At 53.4% G+C, this 17963-nt stretch carries 21 protein-coding genes and 2 pseudogenes; 19 read left to right on the plus strand and 4 right to left on the minus strand.

The window, feature by feature from the left end; genetic code table 11:
* Window position 1: 1 nt before the first annotated feature.
* Window positions 2-325: a helix-turn-helix domain-containing protein gene (locus SM130_RS06515; RefSeq protein WP_102823317.1), complete on the minus strand. Its 324-nt coding sequence runs from the start codon at window positions 323-325 to the stop codon at window positions 2-4.
* Window positions 326-512: 187 nt separating this feature from the next.
* On the opposite strand from SM130_RS06515, the gene SM130_RS06520 reads away from it, so the two are divergent.
* The 8 genes from SM130_RS06520 to SM130_RS06555 all read left to right on the plus strand — a co-directional run bounded on the left by SM130_RS06520 (window position 513) and on the right by SM130_RS06555 (window position 6756).
* Window positions 513-1478 (plus strand): CBASS oligonucleotide cyclase, encoded by a 966-nt coding sequence (locus SM130_RS06520; RefSeq protein ID WP_102823318.1) that lies wholly within the window; start codon window positions 513-515, stop codon window positions 1476-1478.
* Window positions 1479-1485: 7 nt separating this feature from the next.
* Window positions 1486-2001 carry a hypothetical protein gene (locus tag SM130_RS06525; RefSeq protein WP_102823319.1) on the plus strand — a complete coding sequence of 172 codons (516 nt, stop codon included), beginning with the start codon at window positions 1486-1488 and terminating at the stop codon, window positions 1999-2001.
* Window positions 2001-2933, plus strand: a complete 933-nt coding sequence (locus SM130_RS06530; RefSeq protein WP_102823320.1) for an AAA family ATPase — start codon at window positions 2001-2003, stop codon at window positions 2931-2933. The genes SM130_RS06525 and SM130_RS06530 overlap by 1 nt, the downstream gene beginning before the upstream one ends.
* Window positions 2934-3015: 82 nt before the next feature.
* Window positions 3016-3741, plus strand: coding sequence for a CBASS effector endonuclease NucC (nucC, locus tag SM130_RS06535; RefSeq protein ID WP_102823321.1), 726 nt, complete (start codon window positions 3016-3018; stop codon window positions 3739-3741).
* Window positions 3742-3829: 88 nt separating this feature from the next.
* Window positions 3830-4528: a hypothetical protein gene (locus SM130_RS06540; RefSeq protein ID WP_146029720.1), complete on the plus strand. Its 699-nt coding sequence runs from the start codon at window positions 3830-3832 to the stop codon at window positions 4526-4528.
* A 36-nt stretch (window positions 4529-4564) separates the two neighbouring features.
* Complete coding sequence (locus SM130_RS06545) at window positions 4565-5623, plus strand: hypothetical protein (protein WP_102823322.1); 1059 nt, start codon at window positions 4565-4567, stop codon at window positions 5621-5623.
* Window positions 5624-5707: 84 nt separating this feature from the next.
* Window positions 5708-5983, plus strand: coding sequence for a hypothetical protein (locus tag SM130_RS06550; RefSeq protein ID WP_102823323.1), 276 nt, complete (start codon window positions 5708-5710; stop codon window positions 5981-5983).
* 143 nt (window positions 5984-6126) lie between these two features.
* Window positions 6127-6756: a hypothetical protein gene (locus tag SM130_RS06555; RefSeq protein ID WP_102823324.1), complete on the plus strand. Its 630-nt coding sequence runs from the start codon at window positions 6127-6129 to the stop codon at window positions 6754-6756.
* Between the two features lie 79 nt (window positions 6757-6835).
* On the opposite strand, the gene SM130_RS06560 is transcribed toward SM130_RS06555, so the two are convergent.
* A complete protein-coding gene (locus tag SM130_RS06560; protein WP_102823325.1) occupies window positions 6836-7453 on the minus strand; it encodes a hypothetical protein in 618 nt (205 codons plus the stop codon).
* Window positions 7454-7783 (minus strand): hypothetical protein, encoded by a 330-nt coding sequence (locus SM130_RS06565; protein WP_102823326.1) that lies wholly within the window; start codon window positions 7781-7783, stop codon window positions 7454-7456.
* Window positions 7784-8191: 408 nt separating this feature from the next.
* On the opposite strand from SM130_RS06565, the gene SM130_RS06570 reads away from it, so the two are divergent.
* Window positions 8192-8359: an antitoxin VbhA family protein gene (locus SM130_RS06570; RefSeq protein ID WP_146029721.1), complete on the plus strand. Its 168-nt coding sequence runs from the start codon at window positions 8192-8194 to the stop codon at window positions 8357-8359.
* On the opposite strand, the gene SM130_RS06575 is transcribed toward SM130_RS06570, so the two are convergent.
* Entirely contained in the window at window positions 8354-9211 is an 858-nt protein-coding gene (locus SM130_RS06575) for a hypothetical protein (protein WP_181019203.1), read from the minus strand. The genes SM130_RS06570 and SM130_RS06575 overlap by 6 nt on opposite strands.
* A gap of 177 nt (window positions 9212-9388) precedes the next feature.
* Here SM130_RS06575 and SM130_RS06580 point away from each other — a divergent pair, with 177 nt between their 5' ends.
* From SM130_RS06580 to SM130_RS06630, 10 genes and pseudogenes are all read left to right on the plus strand, one after another.
* Window positions 9389-9694 carry a hypothetical protein gene (locus tag SM130_RS06580; protein WP_256044975.1) on the plus strand — a complete coding sequence of 102 codons (306 nt, stop codon included), beginning with the start codon at window positions 9389-9391 and terminating at the stop codon, window positions 9692-9694.
* A gap of 266 nt (window positions 9695-9960) precedes the next feature.
* Entirely contained in the window at window positions 9961-11505 is a 1545-nt protein-coding gene (gene istA / locus SM130_RS06585; protein WP_102823328.1) for an IS21 family transposase, read from the plus strand.
* Window positions 11498-12247 (plus strand): IS21-like element helper ATPase IstB, encoded by a 750-nt coding sequence (gene istB, locus SM130_RS06590; RefSeq protein ID WP_102823329.1) that lies wholly within the window; start codon window positions 11498-11500, stop codon window positions 12245-12247. The genes istA and istB overlap by 8 nt, the downstream gene beginning before the upstream one ends.
* A 2-nt stretch (window positions 12248-12249) precedes the next feature.
* Entirely contained in the window at window positions 12250-13104 is an 855-nt protein-coding gene (locus tag SM130_RS06595) for a hypothetical protein (RefSeq protein WP_102823330.1), read from the plus strand.
* The gene (locus SM130_RS06600) at window positions 13094-14092 is read left to right on the plus strand and encodes a tyrosine-type recombinase/integrase (protein ID WP_102823331.1); all 999 of its coding nucleotides are present in this window, start codon (window positions 13094-13096) and stop codon (window positions 14090-14092) included. Before SM130_RS06595 ends, SM130_RS06600 begins: the two co-directional genes overlap by 11 nt.
* A 50-nt stretch (window positions 14093-14142) precedes the next feature.
* Window positions 14143-14439, plus strand: a complete 297-nt coding sequence (locus SM130_RS06605) for a type II toxin-antitoxin system MqsR family toxin (RefSeq protein WP_069521742.1) — start codon at window positions 14143-14145, stop codon at window positions 14437-14439.
* A gap of 2 nt (window positions 14440-14441) precedes the next feature.
* Window positions 14442-14843 carry a type II toxin-antitoxin system MqsA family antitoxin gene (locus SM130_RS06610; RefSeq protein ID WP_102823332.1) on the plus strand — a complete coding sequence of 134 codons (402 nt, stop codon included), beginning with the start codon at window positions 14442-14444 and terminating at the stop codon, window positions 14841-14843.
* A gap of 289 nt (window positions 14844-15132) precedes the next feature.
* Window positions 15133-15273, plus strand: a pseudogene (locus SM130_RS06615) (RHS repeat-associated core domain-containing protein); the annotation flags it as partial.
* A 156-nt stretch (window positions 15274-15429) separates the two neighbouring features.
* Window positions 15430-15729 (plus strand): hypothetical protein, encoded by a 300-nt coding sequence (locus SM130_RS06620; protein WP_342369126.1) that lies wholly within the window; start codon window positions 15430-15432, stop codon window positions 15727-15729.
* A 1155-nt stretch (window positions 15730-16884) separates the two neighbouring features.
* Window positions 16885-17789, plus strand: a pseudogene (locus SM130_RS06630) (hypothetical protein).
* Window positions 17790-17963 lie beyond the last annotated feature (174 nt).

Raw genomic sequence — 17963 nt, forward strand, 5'->3', positions numbered from 1 at the left:
ATTAAAAGTCCTTTTTGAAAGTATCCAGAATCCTCCTCAGCTGTGCCTTTGCATCCGGCTCAAGAGTCTTGTAACCGCGGAAGAAGGCTTCATCGAGATGTCTCTCCTCTGGCTCGCGTAGATCATCCTCGAAAAAGTACGCTGTTCCCACTCCCAGTACATCTGCTAAGGCGGTGAGCTTCTCTGCCGAGGGGCGTTGGGACTCTCGGTTCTCCAGCTCCCATAAATAGCTTTTACTGAGCCCAGCCATATCTGCGAGCTTTTCTAGAGTCAGCCCACGCTGCTTGCGCAGATCGCGGAGCTTTTCGCCTAGACGCGTCGTCATCGTCGTATCTCCTCCGTAGTTGTAGAAAATATACCACTATTCCGAACAAATCGTTTGACAAAGCCGATAGGCGCGAGCAGTCTGTCACAAAGTTCGCTATTCCGAACTTTTTGTATTGGCTCGACGACACGCCATTTGAGCTCATCGCCCAGCCGTTAGCAGCGTATAGATCTCCAAGGGGGATGAGATGTCGAAAGAGCATGTCGATCACAAGGATATAGCGCGGTTCGCCGAAGAAAAGGTGAACCTGCCAAAGGAGAAGGCAAAGGAATACCGGGAGCAGGCTGGGCGCTTGCAGGACAAGCTGGAAGGGTATCTGTCGGATCATCCCGACTTCTCACTGAAACGCATGATGCTGTCGGGCAGCTTGGCTAAAGGCACGGCTCTTCGCTCGCTGAATGACATTGACGTTGCGGTCTATATCAGCGGTTCCGATGCCCCTACTGATATCCGCGATTTGCTTGATTATCTGGCGGAGCGACTGCGTAAAGCGTTCCCGAATTTCAGCGCGGATCAAGTCAAACCACAAACCTACTCGGTGACCGTGTCGTTCCGTGGTTCTGGCCTGGATGTCGATGTCGTACCGGTTTTGTACTCCGGTTTGCCGCAATGGCGGGGCAACTTGATCAGTCAGGAAGACGGCTCCTTCCTGGAGACGAGTATTCCGCTGCATCTTGAGTTTGCCAAAGCGCGTAAGCGCGCGGCCCCGACGCATTTCGCTCAGGTTGTCCGCCTAGCCAAATACTGGGCACGCCTGATGAAACAGGAGCGTCAGGATTTCCGGTTCAAGTCCTTCATGATCGAGTTGATCATGGCCAAGCTGTGCGACAACGGAGTGGACTTCTCCAACTATCCCGAAGCCTTACAAGCGTTCTTCACCTACCTAGTGACCAGCGAATTGCGCGAGCGCATCGTTTTTGAGGACAACTACGCGGCCTCTAAAGTCGGCCCTCTGACCGATTTGGTGCAGATCATTGATCCGGTCAACCCCGACAACAACGTGGCGCGCTTGTACACCCAGCGCAATGTCGACGCGATCATCGATGCGGCAATGGATGCCGGCGACGCCATCGATGCAGCGTTCTACGCACCGACCAAACAGTTGACGGTGGGCTATTGGCAGAAAGTCTTCGGTTCTTCTTTCCAGGGGTGAGCAAGCCATGTCTTCCTACAGTTTTACCGTTGCTGAAACACAAACTTTCACTGTTACGCATGCTCGCCATATGGCAGCCAAGGTAGCTACCGATCTACGGCGGATGCAGCGGTTCTATGGCTACCCCAGTGATGTTTGGATCGAAGAGTACGAGGCGGAATTGGTTGTGCTGCTTAAGGCTGGTTACCTGGGAGAGGTGACTTACGGCTTCAAACGTGGCGACGACTGGATCGAGCCGTCCTTGCGGTACACCGCCGGAGATCTCGTCGGTGCCGGCACGGATGATGACCCAGGACGTGTTCGCCAGGGGCGGGACGTATCTGGCGCGTCTTTCTACAGCTATCTGACCTACAGCGCGAAATACCAAAACGCCTCGTCGGCTGACAAGGAGAACTCTCTTAAAGATTTGCCGTTTGAGCGCGGTGGTGCATCTGCGCCGGGAATCAGCGGATATCTCGAAAGCGACAAGACCTACTCGGCGGGTGGTCGCGCCCTCAATCGTGCAAGCGTAAGGAGTTTCTGATGAACGTCAAACCGTCACTGGATGAGCTGTTCGAGCGGCGTGTGTGCTTCCCTGACTTTGAGCCACAGGAGCGTTTGTCACGCCTGGTTGGTTTGGACGAGCAGAAGGATCGACTAGCCAAGGTGTTGGGCTTGCTGGTCAACCCTTTTGGTCTGCAGGAGTGGGCAGAGAAACACCATCCGCAAGCGCGCGCAGCAATAGATACCGTATTGCGCCGGCCGCCTTTGGCTGTGCTGGCTGGAGATGTCGGATCGGGGAAAACTGAGCTGGCAGAAACGATCGGGGATGCTGTCGCCCGCCAAGAAGGCATTGATATCACGCTGTATCCGCTGAGTTTGGCTACCCGCGGTCAGGGACGGGTTGGTGAAATGACGCAATTGGTTTCGGCTGCTTTCGACTACACCATCGAGGCCGCCGAGAAGCTTAAAAATAGAGGCGGAAAAGCCCGCGGCGCAGTGCTGTTGCTGATTGATGAAGCCGATGCATTGGCTCAGTCACGCGAGAACGCGCAGATGCACCATGAGGATCGAGCGGGGGTTAACGCCTTCATTCGCGGCATTGATCGTATTGCCAATCAGAAATTGCCGGCTGCCGTTCTGATGTGCACTAACCGTCTGAAGGCTTTGGATCCTGCGGTTCAACGGCGTGCGGCAGAGGTTTTGACGTTTGGTCGGCCGGACGATGCACAGAGACGGTATTTATTGAGTTCCAAGTTGGAGGGGCTGGGCTTGAGCGCTCAGGTGATTGAGGAATTAGTTAAGCTGACCGGCCCACGCGAGGCCAGCGCGCCAGGATTTACCTTCTCCGATATCAACCAAAGGCTTATCCCATCAATCATCCTTGCGGCATACCCCCACGCTGCTGTAGCTGCAAGGACAGCATTGCTGACTGCCCAAGCAATGTCACCAACCCCTACTTTCCAAGATCGCTAATCACGCTGGTCGAGCAGAAGGCATTTACTGCTGCTCGTCAAATTCTTATGTAGGTTGCCAGTACTTATTTGATGGAGGCTTTATGTCAGCGTGGTCACTTTCAACTCTTCTTGCGTCCTTGCACGATGATATCCAGCTTCGTCTAGGCACAGCACGCAAAGCGTTCAATCACCCTGGGGCAAAAGGGGATGCAAGTGAAGGTGTCTGGATCGATATGCTCGACACCTACCTACCGAAGCGCTATCAAGCGGCACAAGCTTTTGTGGTGGACAGTCTGGGCAACTTCAGTGAGCAGATTGATGTCGTAGTTTTTGATCGACAGTACTCACCGTTCATCTTCAAATTTGATGAGCAGATCATCGTTCCGGCAGAAAGCGTTTATGCCGTTTTCGAAGCGAAGCAAACGGCCACAGCAGAACTTGTTGCCTACGCCCAGCGTAAAGTCGCTAGCGTTCGCAAGCTTCACCGCACCAGCCTTCCAATTCCGCATGCCGGCGGCACGTATCCAGCTAAACCGCTGATTCCAGTATTGGGAGGTTTGCTCACATTTGAGAGCGACTGGAGTCCGGCGCTCGGTCCATCGTTCGACAAGGCGCTCAAGGTGGACATGTCTGCTGGCCGACTGGATCTCGGTTGCGTGGCTTCGCATGGACATTTTTTCTACGATGGCAGCGACAGCACATTCAAGTTTGAGCAGGAAAATAAGCCGGCGACAGCATTCTTATTCAAACTGATTGCGCAGCTTCAATTCAGTGGCACAGTGCCGATGATTGATATTGATGCATACGGAAAATGGTTGACCAAGTAGCTATTGTGCTCGTGACCTGCGGGGCAAGAAAGCAAATTCAGCGCGAATAGCGGCAAGTATTTTTCTAATTTTCGAAAAGGGGCTGGCAATGCTAAAGGCGTTGAAACGACTCTTCTACAAACTTCCGAACAATCCTGAATCAGAGTCTGATTTCAAAGATTACCGTGCAAATTTTGATCAAGCAGTTGCCTTTACGCACAGCTGTGGAGTTTCGATAAAAAAACCTTCTTGGGCTGATGGTAAATTAGGTGAAGATGAAGGAGACAAGATTGAAAAGGCTTTTCGCGCCGCTGGGGTGAAGGATCCGTCAAAATCAGCTTTTCAGTGCTTAAAATGGTGCCATTACCTAGCCCCATTCATTGAGGTGGAGCTTAAACGCCCTGTACAGGTGACCATTGGTCAGCTGTGGAGAAAGGATCAACCGGTATTCAACCCTTCTTGGCAGAATCTGAGGGATTGGAGTAAATCGGGGCTAACGTTTAAGCATATTCATGACGAGGGACGCAGCGGCATAAATTTGCATGCATGGCTTACTGTTGACACGGGTGAAATAATTGAACTTAGCTTATTGAGTTCACTCGCCATAATATCGCCAAACAAATATTCTGAGTACAGCGGTGGTATAGCCTGGGGAAATCCAAGCGAAATTTTAGAAGGTCATCGTTATTACCCCATGGCAGTAGGTCGAAATTTTGCTGAGGCACTCAACAGAAATAGCGACCTCGCGCTGATTGCACATGCGCCAGTAGAGTTACACACATACCCTTGTGCTCTTGTGCCGAACTGAGCTTTAAATCTGAGTGGTACTATTCGGAGAGTTTCCATGCGACTCGATCAAATGCCATATCACTCAGTGCCTACTGTAGCACTGCTCCCGTTTCGCCAGTTCGGGAAAGGCTGGAACTGGCAACTACGCGCCTTGAAGTTATTTCCTGATGCTCTCTTGGCTTGGAAGCACCATTTTGTTGATAACGGCCAAGGTCATGCGAAAGGCCAGGTATTTAAGATCTACGCGGAGGCGATAGCTGCTGCAGACGAGTTCAACGCGGATATTCACGAGCGGGTGTGTCAGACGGTTGATTCTGTCGAACTCCAGACCTCGACCATCTTGAAGATTGAAAAGGCTCTCACCTCAGGGCGCCGGATTCGCGATGAGGAAGAACTGATGGAGCAAGAGGCCCTTCGAAGAAATGCCTCTCTGCCACGCCCCTCCGCTAGTGATCTTAAGCTTCCACGCGGCATGGAAGCACTAAGAGTTCCTTTATTCCAAGAGCTCAGCCAGGCCCCTTACCTGCAGCTGATTGCCCTTCCTAAGTACAACGCCTGTCTTCGGCGTAAAGGTGACTTGGAATGGGAATACTTATATCGCCTCGACACTAAGCTTTTGCAATGCTGCTTCCGCGAACGGATTGCTCGGGGTTTTGGATTTTCAGGATCTGATCACTGGGGGCGAACGAAAGCTCAGATTCGCGCATCTCTGCTTCCGAGAGCAAATCAGCTGCTCCAACAAGCCAGCGTCATACAACTGCTTGCTGATGCTAGAGCTCGTGGTCAGCGCGTGGTCGTATGCGGTGGTTTCGTCTTCTGGTACGAGGAGGATGGTGTGCCCCGATGGGTCATCAAGAATACCGGTGGCGAATCCAGTAGTGCAGAGGGAACTACCCTATGGCAAGAAGGAACAATCCTGTCGAAAAATCATGGACGAATTGTGGTTCTGCCCTACATCAAGGAAAACGGTGATCACGTGCAGGGGCATACCAAGAACGCACCGCACGATGGCAAGGCGTTGCCACGGCATCCCGATCAGTATGTCACGCTTCCGTTTGAGGTCCTAGATGGTGACCTCATGATTGGCTTGTTCGGTGAGCTGCCTTATGAATAGGCAGGTGGCCATACCTAGCCGCCGTCGGCTGAAATCATACCAACCGACAGAAAGTCATCACGAAATTGAAAGTGGGAGAGCGATATGAAGGACTACATTGCCGAGACTTTGTATGTCCTAGCTCTGTCCAGACGAACCCAGGTGGCAATCTTCCTAGGGGCTGTTTTTTTCGTGGGGATTATTCTTCTCGGGGAGTTTTACGTTTCTAAGCTCCATTTCTCGGGGCTACTTGCGGGATTGGAACAAGCAGTGATCCCCAAGCTGATAAAGCAATATGACAAGGCTGCTCTTGTTGCTCTGGCGTCATTCTGGGCGCTGGCCATAAAGTTCTACCGCCGTGACAAGCGCCGCATCTTCTGACCTGACTCAGCTACCTCGTGAGCATGATGGCTTACGAGGTGGAGACGGCGGACTTATCACGCGTTCCCAGCCAATCAGTGGGCCGGTTGGTGACGCCCAAAACATGCACTCAGTTCAGGATGGTTTGAGCCAGGAGGTGAGGGATGCAAAGCTACCCCCAGCGCGTTAGAGACAACATTTTGCCGCTGTCGGTGGGCTCGACACTACCTGAGGCGTTTGAGGAATGGTCGTTTACTGAGCGCACCCACGACCATGAAGAGCCAATCGAAACATGCAGACTTTGTGATCAGGAACAGCTGCGCTACCACTTCGAGATCCGAAACGCTCTCACCCACAAGACCCTTTGGGTTGGTTCTCAGTGCATCCTGAAATTCAACCTGTCAGTGTTTGAAGACGGGCGTCTCCTCTCATCTGCTGACACGAAGAAAAAACTTGACCGGCTGATGCAGCAGATGCGGCTGCGCTCGTGCATTAAGGCTTTGGAAGAGCTCGCAAAGAAGGAAGACAACAAAATCCTACTGAGCGCTCTCGATTACTACCGGAAGAACAAGTACCTCACGCCCAAATTTGCATTCGTCGTGCTGTGGCGCCTTCAGACTAATAAAGTTGATCACAGCCCATCGTTCTTCAAGATCAACCTCCAAAAGGCTAAGTACCAGCAGGACCTTGCGAAAATGCCTCTGAGCCAGGTACACGTGATTTGGCCGGCGCTGTCGACTGCACAAAGAACGAAGGCCCAATCATTCGGGCATGCGCCGCCGAGCAAACCCTAATTGCTTACACCAACATAATCAAAGAGTGACAACCTTGCAGGCTAGCGGTATCTGATAACTAGCATGCACACATCAGTCGCTAAGGCTGAAATAAACCGCCATCATCGTTTAACGGCCGAAAATAACCTTTGATACAACTTATTTCACGCACGCAAATCTGTATATGAGTTTTTTCTCTAAAACTCGTCCCAGGATAAAGTTCTACACCTTCGTTGAAAGGTGATCGAACAGTCTGATATGAGGGGAAACCAAGTTTTGCACGGGCTGCATGCATGTTCTCAAATACAGCACAGTCCAAGTGACGCTTCAGCAAATCCAAGTCGCCCTCGAAACCCGGGCGGTTTATCGGAAGAGCATTACCGGTGGCGCCTGCGGTTGCCTCCAATAGTGCGTAAGCTCCTTTGAGCTCCAACAAGGCACCCTCCTCAGTCAAATTGAAGCAGAGTCCAAGATCGAGTACCACACCGATGACATAAGGGCTCTTGATCGCCCCTTTCCCACGTTTCTTGTAGCGTTTGATACTTTCGGCGTAGCTAAGAGCTCGCTCTGGACTATTTTCCCAGAAATAGATGCCTTGCCCTAGCCAGTCGTAGTCGTTCGTGCTTGGCTGAAGGGGCTCGCCAGTAAGTACTGCTTCGCCAATTTCCCGATCACATCCATGAAAGCCCAAAACAAACGAAGGGAGGTGTTGATACATTTATCGATAAGCAGCCGTAAGTTCGCCCGATTTGGTGTATACACCCGTCTTCTTCGCAAATACCTTTGCTGCCTCAGGATCTTCCGAAAGGAACTGAGCCAACTGCATCATGCGTTCAGCAGCGTCAGAATGGGAATTGTGCATTCGTTTTGACGAAGCAACGGCCTTCGCTCGGGGAGCCCCCGACTTGGCAGCGACCTTCGGTTTGGCAGTAGCAGCTGGTTTCGCAGTAGCTCTCGCTTTCGGAGCAGCTTTTGGCTTCGCCGCGAGAGCTTTCGCAGGCTCGCTCGTATGGATTTTCGCGGCTGCAGCCTTAGGTTTTTTGGCCATTTACGACCTCCTGCGAGGATAAAATTCTACGAATTGACTTTATAGCTAAAGCAACCAAATGTCAGCCACATTGAAATTCTGCAACGCCTAGGAGCTCGAATAGGAAGCGGCTGTTCAAGCAATGGCTGTACCTCATGCAATGAGTGACCACTCGTGCTAGGTGTTGAGTCAGGCCCACCGCAGCCCCGTACCGGCCTCTCGTCAGTGACCGCTTGGGATCGACTGCCGTCTGTCACCATCGGCCGAAATCGAATGCAAGTAGTGTCAGTGTTAAGCTTCTCTCGGAATATGAGCGACTGATTTGACCCGAACGGGCTGTCTTCCACCCCATTGAGTGCTCCAGCAGCAAGCCATCCTACCGGCAGGCGGTGCCCCCTGGCATAGCGGATATCCACGAGGAGACATGTCGTGATTTCTAGTGCTGAACAAAAACGCCGAGAGGCTGCAGCCCAATATGCTCGGGCGACGGTTGCCTTGGAGGGCGGTCAGCAGATGCCTATTGCAGCAAAACAGCTGGCGCGATTTGTGGAAGGCGAAACCTCTATCGAGCAGGCGATTGAAGTGCCTCGTCTATAGAGTTCTATTTTCTTTAAGTATCTGGCTGTATTGGCTTCGCTGGCTCATTTGTCTAAATAAAAGTCTTTCAATATGATCTAGCATGTGGTCAAGGCTCCCAGGGAAGCTTCTCTGGATATGATCAAGCATTCCATCCATTTTGTGCGGATGCTTATAGATAGCGCCTATAAACAACTCATGCACTTGCCTGTATAGCGGAATTACAATAATTTTGAATTCAGGCAACTTGCTGATTTCTGTGAAAAACTCACTGATAATACTCCTCAGGTAAAAAGATACCCTATAAGCCCCTTGAAACTCATGTGCTCGGGTGGCGATTAGTAATGCGGCTAGTTCGTCTAGCCCGCATCTATCAATCATCTGACGAAATGATGAGCCTCCATTGAACCAGTGACGATCTCTTGAGAGATTCTTGAAGCTTACAGTCCGCGTGGTCTCATCATGTTTGAGAATATAGTGTTGAAGGCCGGGTTCGATATTCCGAGCAAGAGAGACTAACTCGTTTTCTTGTGGGTTCGGTATTGAAAGCAAAGGCCAGATGGGGTGATTAAGGATTCGTGCTGTCCCAGGCAGCAGTACGTCAATATTTATTACAAGTTCTGGATTTCTTATCTTTCCGCCGTCCCAATATCGAAATAAATCAGATCGATATTGGGCGTAGTCAAAATTATTCGTGTTGCCGGCTATCTCTTTAAGCGCCGCGGGGACATGACCGACTTTTTCAATTCCAAGTCGATATAGCAGCATGCTTACATAGTATTTGCTGCAAATCGCTATTACGGAATTGCTTGTTGGAAGAAATTGTTCCATAAAGCCATCCAAAGCCAAAGCTATGCACCACATGTGGTGCATAGCTTGCTTTCTCGCGAAGCCATTTTACTTTCAGTAGATAGTAAGAAAATTTAGTCCCAGCTTTTCAATTTTCTGGGATTTTCTCGAATAACAGGACAAAAGGCAGGCATTGCGAAGGTGGAATAGACTTCGAAGAGTGAGGTAACGCTCAGTCATTAACGACTTGGACATACCGCGATGGACGATGCCGAGAAAGCAATGCTGATTGAAGAGCTCGCCAAAAGCCTTGAGAGCGATTTGCTGGGCCGCTATGGCCCCGTGATGAGTGGGGATGAGCTACTACGAGCATTGGGCTACTCGTCGAAAGAGGCATTCCGGCAATCGCTGATACGAAACACGGTCGCCATTCCGCTGTTTGACCTTGAATACCGCCGTGGGAAATTCGCCTTGGTGAAGGACATTGCTCGCCACCTGGCCGAGCAGCGCTTCAACGCCAAATTCGGCGTTTCACTCAATCGTGAGCAAGGAGGTGATTCCATATGAGCTAGCAACCACGCGAGTAACCAACACAGTGAGGCGCGGATAAGAAAAAGCCCCCAGGACGGCAATCCCAGAGGCCTTTTGTAGCAGTCGATTTGAAACCCCGACTGCCTTCAGTCTTATCCCCGAAGCCCGGTCTGTCAAGACGAGAGCCAGTGTGCAGATTCTGGCTTCGGGGCCTCTCTGTATCCTTTTTTCGATTGCGTCTAGCGATGCCGGCCCAGCTCGCCCTTTGAATAGCTGGATCCGGCTTCGTGGAGGGTACAGCTATGCAAGTTCAAACCTACCGCAAGGCGTTGCATCTCCACTGCTGCTCAGCAATGAGCCTGCGACAAATGGCCAAGATGGCAAACGTTTCCATCAATACCGCTAGAAAGATTGTGTCCGTCGCGCAAACTAATGAATGGGATTGGGCGACCATCCAAGACATGGATGATCGTCAGCTAAAAACCTGCTTTCACGCGGTCAGACAGCAGGAGAGTGGCAAAGTCATGCCGGACTGGGTGGCCATCCATCACCTGATGCAGGCCAAGCACCAGACCTTGATCCAGCTCTGGGACGAGTACCGCAATCAGCTCAAGTCCGCGGCTTACTCGTACTCTCAGTTCACCTACTACTACCGCGAGTTCTTGAGCAAGATCGATATCACTATGCGGCAGGTCCATTTCGCAGGTGATTGCGTATTTGTGGACTACGCCGGTCAGACCATTCCTTGGTTCGACGCCGCACAGGGCAAGCAGCATGAAGCTCAGCTCTTTGTCGGTGTGCTGGGCTGCTCCAATTACACCTTCGCTTGGGCCAGTGCCAGCCAAAAGCTGCATGACTGGATCGAAGCTCACAACCAGATGTTTCGGTTCTTCGGTGGCGTGCCTGCGACAGTTATCCCGGACAACCTCAAATCGGCGGTAACCACGCCAGGCAATGACCCCGCCATCAACAAGACCTATCAGGAGCAGGCCGAGCATTATGGCTGCGTGGTGGTGCCGGCTCGCGTTCGGAAGCCGCAGGACAAATCCAAAGCAGAACTGGGTGTGAAACTAGCCACGCAGTGGGTGACAGTGCCTCTTCGTCGCCAGCAGTTCTTCAGTTTGGAAGAGATCAACATTGCTTTGGCTGAGCTGCTGGAGAAATTGAATCGGCGTTCTTTCAAACGCCTGCCCGGTAATCGTTTCGAGCGATTCCAGGAGTTGGATAAGCCAGCGCTGAAACCGTTGCCGGCAGAGCCTTACGAGTACGGCGAATGGATGGCAGCTCAGAAGGTTGGCCCGGACTATCACGTCTATGTGCTGAATCATGCGTACTCGGTGCCCTGGCGTTTGGTGGGGGAGCGGGTGGAGGCCAGAGTCAGCCCGTCGGCTATTTCCCTGTTCCACCTGAGCAAGCGAGTAGCCATTCACCCGCGCGACGACACGCCAGGGGCCGCGACGACTAACCCCAACCATCGCCCAGAGGCTCACCAGGCCTATGCTTCGCGAACCGCTCACCATTACCTCGAATGGGCCTACGGCATCGGTACTGCTACTTCAGAGGTCGTTCAGGCGCAGTTTCATGGCAAGGCTGATTTCTCTATCTCCGGCAGCAAGGCCTGCCAGCAGTTGCAGCACCTGGCCAAGCACTACGGAAATGCCCGGGTTGAGGCCGCTTGCACACGGGCCTTGGCCATCCAATCTCCCACGATCAAGAGCCTACGTTCCATCCTGCTACACCGGTTGGATGAATTGCACCGCTCAGTGCATCCCGCAGCCACTTTGATCCCTCCCCACGCCAATGTTCGCGGCTCCGATTACTACGCTGGGGAGAGCCGCCATGAATGAGCAGCAAACAATCGAGCAGCTCCATGGGCTGAAGTTGTTTGGTATGGCAAACGCCATGGCTTCACAGCTGGAGAGTCCCAGTACTCAGAGTCTGCCATTCAGCGATCGAGTTGCACTGCTGGTCGAGGCCGAGTGCCACGACCGCGACAATCGTCGTCAGCGGCGATTGATGGCACAGGCAAAGTTGAAGATGCGTAATGCCTGCCTGGAGGATATCGACTATAGGCCGCGGCGTGGCTTGGACAAGCCTCAACTGCTGTCGCTGGGGCAATGTCAGTGGATAGAGCGCCATCAACACCTGCTCATCAGCGGGCCTACGGGCGTCGGTAAAACCTGGTTGGCGTGCGCATTTGGTATGCAAGCCATTCGCCGCGGCTACTCCGTCGCCTATCACCGCGTCAGCCGATTGCTGGAGGAAACCGAAATTGCCCGGGCTGACGGCTCTCTTGCCGGCTTCCGCAGCAAGCTCGCGAAATGCCACCTGCTGATCCTCGATGATTGGGGCATGTCACCGCTCACCGATATCGGCCGACAGGATCTCCTGGAGTTCGTCGATGACCGGACGGGGGCCGGCGCCATCCTGATCGCTTCCCAGCTGCCGGTGGCCAAGTGGTACGAGTACATCAACGAACCGACGCTGGCGGATGCCATTCTGGATCGCATCGTGCACCGGGCGCACAAGATCGAGATGCGCGGCGATTCCATGCGCAAGAAGCTCGGTCTCGATGATGGGGAGGCCTAGTCATGTACGAGCCCCATCAAACTCAGAACCAAGATGTAGTGATTCACCAACCGATCGTTCGCTGTACCTACAACGATGGGATGGCTGATGGTTTGGTGATTGGCCAGGTGCTCGACTACTACACCGAGACATTACGCAGCAACGTCAAGGCACAGGCCTTTCTGCAGCTTAGAGGTCTTTGCCATGCCGATCTGCTGACCCAGTTCCGACTGGGTTTTGCGGATCGCACATTGGGCCTGCAGCTACACAAGCTGGATTACCTTCAGGAGGAAACAGTCAGAGGTGCGCTGCAACGTGTCGGTCTACTGAAGGTATCAGGGCATGAGCTGTTTCGTGGCGCGCTAGTGTTTCCAATGTTTGATCAGGGCGGGCAGATACTGGGTGGCTATGGACGTCGGATCACGCCCAAGCTGACATCTCAATCGGCTTACCACGTCCACTGGCATTTTGAGCAAAGCGGCTTCTTCAACCAGAAAGCGGTATTCGAGTTCACCGAGCTGATTCTCTGCAAAAGCCCGATCGAAGCACTGACCTGGTGGTGTCATGGGCACCGAAACGTAGCTGCCACCCTGGGGTTCGCAGGATTTGACGATGAGTATCTGAGCATCCTGCAGAACAGCCTGGTCAGGCTGGTGTATCTCGCCTTTGGTTCATCGAGGCCTGAGCTGGTTGAGGCTAAACGAATTGCCCACCTGCTTACTCACAACGATATCGAAGTGCGCTTCGTTCTGTTTCCGCAGGGCGCAGATAGCAACGCTTTTGTCCTTACGGTTAGCGACCCCGCCAAAGAGCTCTCACTCCTGCTGAGGGAGTCATTGGTGTTTCCGAAGAAAACGGGAGGTGACTATGGCCAGTGAAACTTATCCAACCACCCTGTCTGCGTGTGTGAGCTTCTACGTTGATGACTGCTTGGCACGCGGTCAAAGCGATGCGACCGCATATGCCAAGACGACAGTGCTGCAAATGTTTGTGCTCTGGTGCGAGCCGCAGGGCATCAGCGATGTTTCACAGGTCGATCTGGATCTGTTGGAGCGCTATCGCAAGCACCTGTATCGCTATCGCAAGGCGCGCGACCACGAGCCCCTGGAACTTGCGACGCAGCGTATGCGGTTAATGGCGGTGACAGGCCTGCTCAAGCGATTGCACTACTTCGGCATTGTGCCGTCGGATTTCTACTCCAGATTTCCGTTGCCCAGGGCTCCTCGCCAGATACCCAAGCAGATCCCCGACGAAGATGAGATCGCTCCGATTCTGCATCAGACGACCACGAAGGGTCGGATGGGGTTGAGGGACCGGGCCATCTTGGAGGTTTACTACGCCACAGGAATACGCCGAGCCGAATTGGCCGGGCTGGATATCCGAGATGTGGATTTCAAGCAGAAGATCGTTACCGTGCGCAAAGGGAAAGGCGGCCTGGATCGGCGTGTTCCCATTGCACAGCAGTCACTCGACCGGGTTGAGCAGTACCTGAACGAGGTTCGAGGCAGCCTGGCGACAATGGCCAGCGGCGAAGCGCTCTTTCTGGGCATATCCGGCAAGCGCATCCAGAAAAGTAAGCTAACGACGCTTGTTGGTAGGTACATCCGGCGTTCCGGGATCGGTAAAAGCGGCTCCTGCCATGCCCTTCGCCATGCAACAGCGACACACATGCTGCGCAATGGGGCGGACATCCGTTATGTGCAGGAGATGCTGGGACACCAGTGCATCGAAAGCACCCAGATCTACACCCATGTGACCATCACTGATCTGCAAGGTGTGTATAGCAAAACGCACCCCGCAGCCCAGAGCTCCGGCCCAGGAAAGCTGCTTGAGGAGGCCCGTAGAACTCAGAAAGCTCTACCCTGAGGCGATTAACCAAGTTGCCAAATATAACCTAGTAGGTTAGCGTGACGTATATGGAAAAAAGGACCCCACACTGCAAGCTGTCAGTCGTGAAAGCCTTGGTCGAAGCAAGGAAAGTGCGCTCAACCATGTCCGCCCTGGCTGGCGGGGCGGCGTTGGGGTTCGACTTTGAGGGGATCATCGGCGTTGTCATGGCGCTGGTCCCGGCAGACTTCTACAAAAGCATGACCACGCACGCCGATCATACGGTCTGGCAGGACGTGTACCGGACTAACACGGAGGCCGGAGAGGTCTATCTGAAACTCACGGTCATTGATGATGTGCTCATCGTGTCCTTCAAGGAGCTATGAACATGAAATGTCCATCTTGCGCAGCGGCGGAACTGGTGCATGACACCCGCGATATGCCGTACACCTACAAGAGCGAATCGACCACCATTCCGGCAGTAACCGGCGACTTCTGCCCGGCCTGTGGAGAGGCGGTTCTGGATGCAGGCGAATCGGCCCGCGTCAGCACGGCGATGCTGGGATTTAACAAGCAGGTGAATGCTTCGATTGTCGATCCGGGCTTTATCACCAGTGTCCGCAAGAAGCTCGCCCTTGACCAGCGCGAAGCGGCCGAGATTTTCGGCGGTGGCGTCAATGCGTTCTCGCGCTACGAGAACGGCAAAACCAAGCCGCCGCTGGCTCTGGTGAAATTGCTCAAGGTGCTTGATCGCCACCCTGAGCTGCTGAACGAAGTCAGGACTGCATAGCCCCACACGTCTGGTGAAGTCCACGCCTTAGAGTATGGATTTGTCTTTTGAGAGCGCTGATGAGTTTTGAGCAGCGCGAGCACTGGAGGACGTGCTAGGAGGGCAGAAAAAACTAACCCCCTGGTGCGCAGTACGGGACGAGTCCCGCCCGAGGCGTGGGGGTTATTCTTGGTGCCAAGGCTAATGGCGATGGGTTGTGCAGTCAACCTTATGGCGGTGCCGGCTGTCAGTTGCGGCGGCCCTGTTGGCGGGAGAGCGGAGGCCTTGTGAAAGGGGGTGGTAAACAGAATTAGTTTACAACTACTTCAGGGATTACGACCCGGAGAATGGGCGGTATGTCGAAAGTGATCCGATTGGGCTCAAGGGCGGGCTGAATACCTACGCCTACGTTCAAGGAAACCCGCTTTCTACTTCTGACCCTCTAGGGTTGTGCGGCCCGCTAACCCCACTCTGCGCTATCGGTCTTGCTGCTCTGGAGGGTACAGGCGGCGCAACATTAGGCAGCGCTGCGTTTTGGGGAACTGGCGCATTAGTAGGCGGTGCACTTGTATCTGGATCATCAGCAACAGCATCTCGCCCTGTAGATATGTCGCCTCTAGAAAAGCGACACTATGATAGAACCTGTCGAGGCTCCGATGATCCTTGTGCGGCGATCAAGGCTTCAGCACAAGCTGCTATTACGATGGCTCGTTTGAAAATGAACAACATGCTAAATGATCCAGGAAAAATGTACGGTACTGCCGGCTGGGGAACCCATGCAGGCGACCTAAGTGGACGACTAGCAAACATTGCGGCGATGATTTCTCTTGGCGAAAAGATGGGGTGTGACATGTCAACAGAAAAGGCTGCTTTAGCCACTCTATTTGTGCCGAGCAAGCCACTATGAAGGTATCTGTAGATTTCTCAGTATACACGCAGGCGGATGGCGCATTTGGAAGTGTATCGGGCGAGATTGACACCCTCATACCTCCTCAACTAGGAGACTCCATATCATTCCTGTTTTCACAGGGCGACCAAACTATTGAGCCATCCATTGGCTTCAGTGGAATATTGAAAGTTACTGACCGAGTAATCGCCGCGAATCGAGGTGACCAACACCTAATGCTGGCACTGAGCGATATTACTTTGGCCACAAAGAACGACGCTATTAAGGTCACTGAGTATCTTGAAGCCGCTTTCAATCTCTTTGTCGTGATATACGCTGAGTAAAGCTCACAGAGTAATCATCTCGCCTGCGGGCACTATGGCATTCCCATAGTGCCCCTCCCAACCCCTTCCCATAGCACTGCGAAACCAGCTAGCCAAGAAAAGTAGCTCTATCACTCGGTGCAGCAGGCTGTTCAGGCTGTTTCGGTTCAGGGTGCCAGGTTAGGCCGGCACGCTGTTCCGGTTTAAGCAGCGCCTGCATGAAGCCCGGACCGTCACGACAGCCTGGCATCTAACCCTGCTACCCGTGACCGTAACCGAGCCGAACCAGATTACGAACTACACCTACGATGCACAGGGGCGACAGCTCACCCAGACCCTCACTGAACGCTGATCAGAAGGAGCTGGCCGATGACACCATCGCATCGCCTGAAGCTGCTTACTCTAACGTTAGCGACGGCACTGGGTTTATCTAGCGCCAAAGCTCTCGAGAGTAACTCGAGCTACCCCTAGAAACCTTGGACTGATCGAGACGGCCGAGGGTCCCAGCACCGATGTGCGGATGGGCCACCGCCTTGCACCTGGGGGGGGCTGAAGCGGTCCGCTGGCTGTACAGCGTTGGAGAAGCTGCCGCGTGGCTCGCCCCCCTGTTGTTTGGTCGTGGCTGTTGCTGGATGCAGTCATGATGCTCTTGCTTCGGGCCTAATCGAGCGAGGTTTGGATAGACGACCACGTGACTGGCCGCTTTTGGCCGATAGGGGCCAGTCGCCAACGGCTGCTTTGGCCAAAAGCTGGCATTGGGTCCAATATCAGTGGCGACTCAGCCCGCGACAAGCCAAGATCAGTGGAGAACAATTTCGGGAGGACTGCTTGGTCAGCCAGCAGTCAGCAAGACATGGACAAAAGAGTTTTTGAGCTCTTCAATGACTCGCCCTTCGAGCGCGACCTCTATGAAGCAGCAGTTCGGAATTTGGCTGATACTGAGAACAAACTGCGTTTCAACAATTTTGCCTACGCGATCCGGGAGCTAACCCGGCATATGCTCCACCGCTTGGCCCCAAGTGATGAGGTGCGTAAGTGCGTCTGGTGGAAGTCAGAAATAAAGGGAATGAAAAAGAAGGACGACGTAACCCGTGTAGAACGAGCTATTTACGCGACTCAAGGCGGACTCTCGAACCACTACATGAAGAAGAAGTTGGATCTCGACTTCAACGAGAGCCATGCAGCACTTCGAGACGCAATCGAGCAGCTCAGTAAATACACCCACATTGAACCCGCCGTTTTCGGCCTCTCCGACGGGGAGGTGACTAGGCTCGCGGAAGAGACGACGTCAGCCGTAGCAGGTCTGGCAATGGCGATCACAGATTGTCGATCCGCCGTAGCAGACCGTTTATCGGGCGTCATCGAAGACGCTGCGGTCCAGCGGGTTTTGGAAACCAGTCTCCCTGAGGTAGATGAGCTTGCTACCCACCATTTTGTGGAAGCGTGATCGTCTATGAGCACGAGGTTATATCCATTACCTCCGACACCATCTTCCTCCGCGCAAGCGGGACAATTGGAGTAACTCTGCAGTGGGGGTCAAATTCCGACGTTCGCAACGGCGATGGTGCGGAAATAGAGGAGAGTTTCGACTTCACTTGTGAGCTAACGGGGACCACTAAAGCTCCCGATTCCGATGAACTGGAGTACATCGAGAACTCCATTTCGGTGGACACAAAGCATTGGTATGGCACTGAAGATGCTTGGGACGACCATCCAGATGCGCCACCGGCGGTCTTACCCACAGGTTCTGACTTCTAGGTCAGAGCATTCTTCTGGGCTACAGCATGTCTATATCGAGTGCATCCTCGAAGTGCAGTTCCTGCCGGTGTGCCTCGAATCTATGGGCCATCAGCCGAGCAGGGCCGCAAGTCAGGGTAGACACGCCGTCCAGGCTGGTTAGTGGTTCACTAAGCAATGAGGCATTGGCATAGA

Origin of the sequence: Stutzerimonas stutzeri (genome assembly GCF_038561965.1) — a bacterium.
Lineage (GTDB): Bacteria > Pseudomonadota > Gammaproteobacteria > Pseudomonadales > Pseudomonadaceae > Stutzerimonas > Stutzerimonas stutzeri_AA.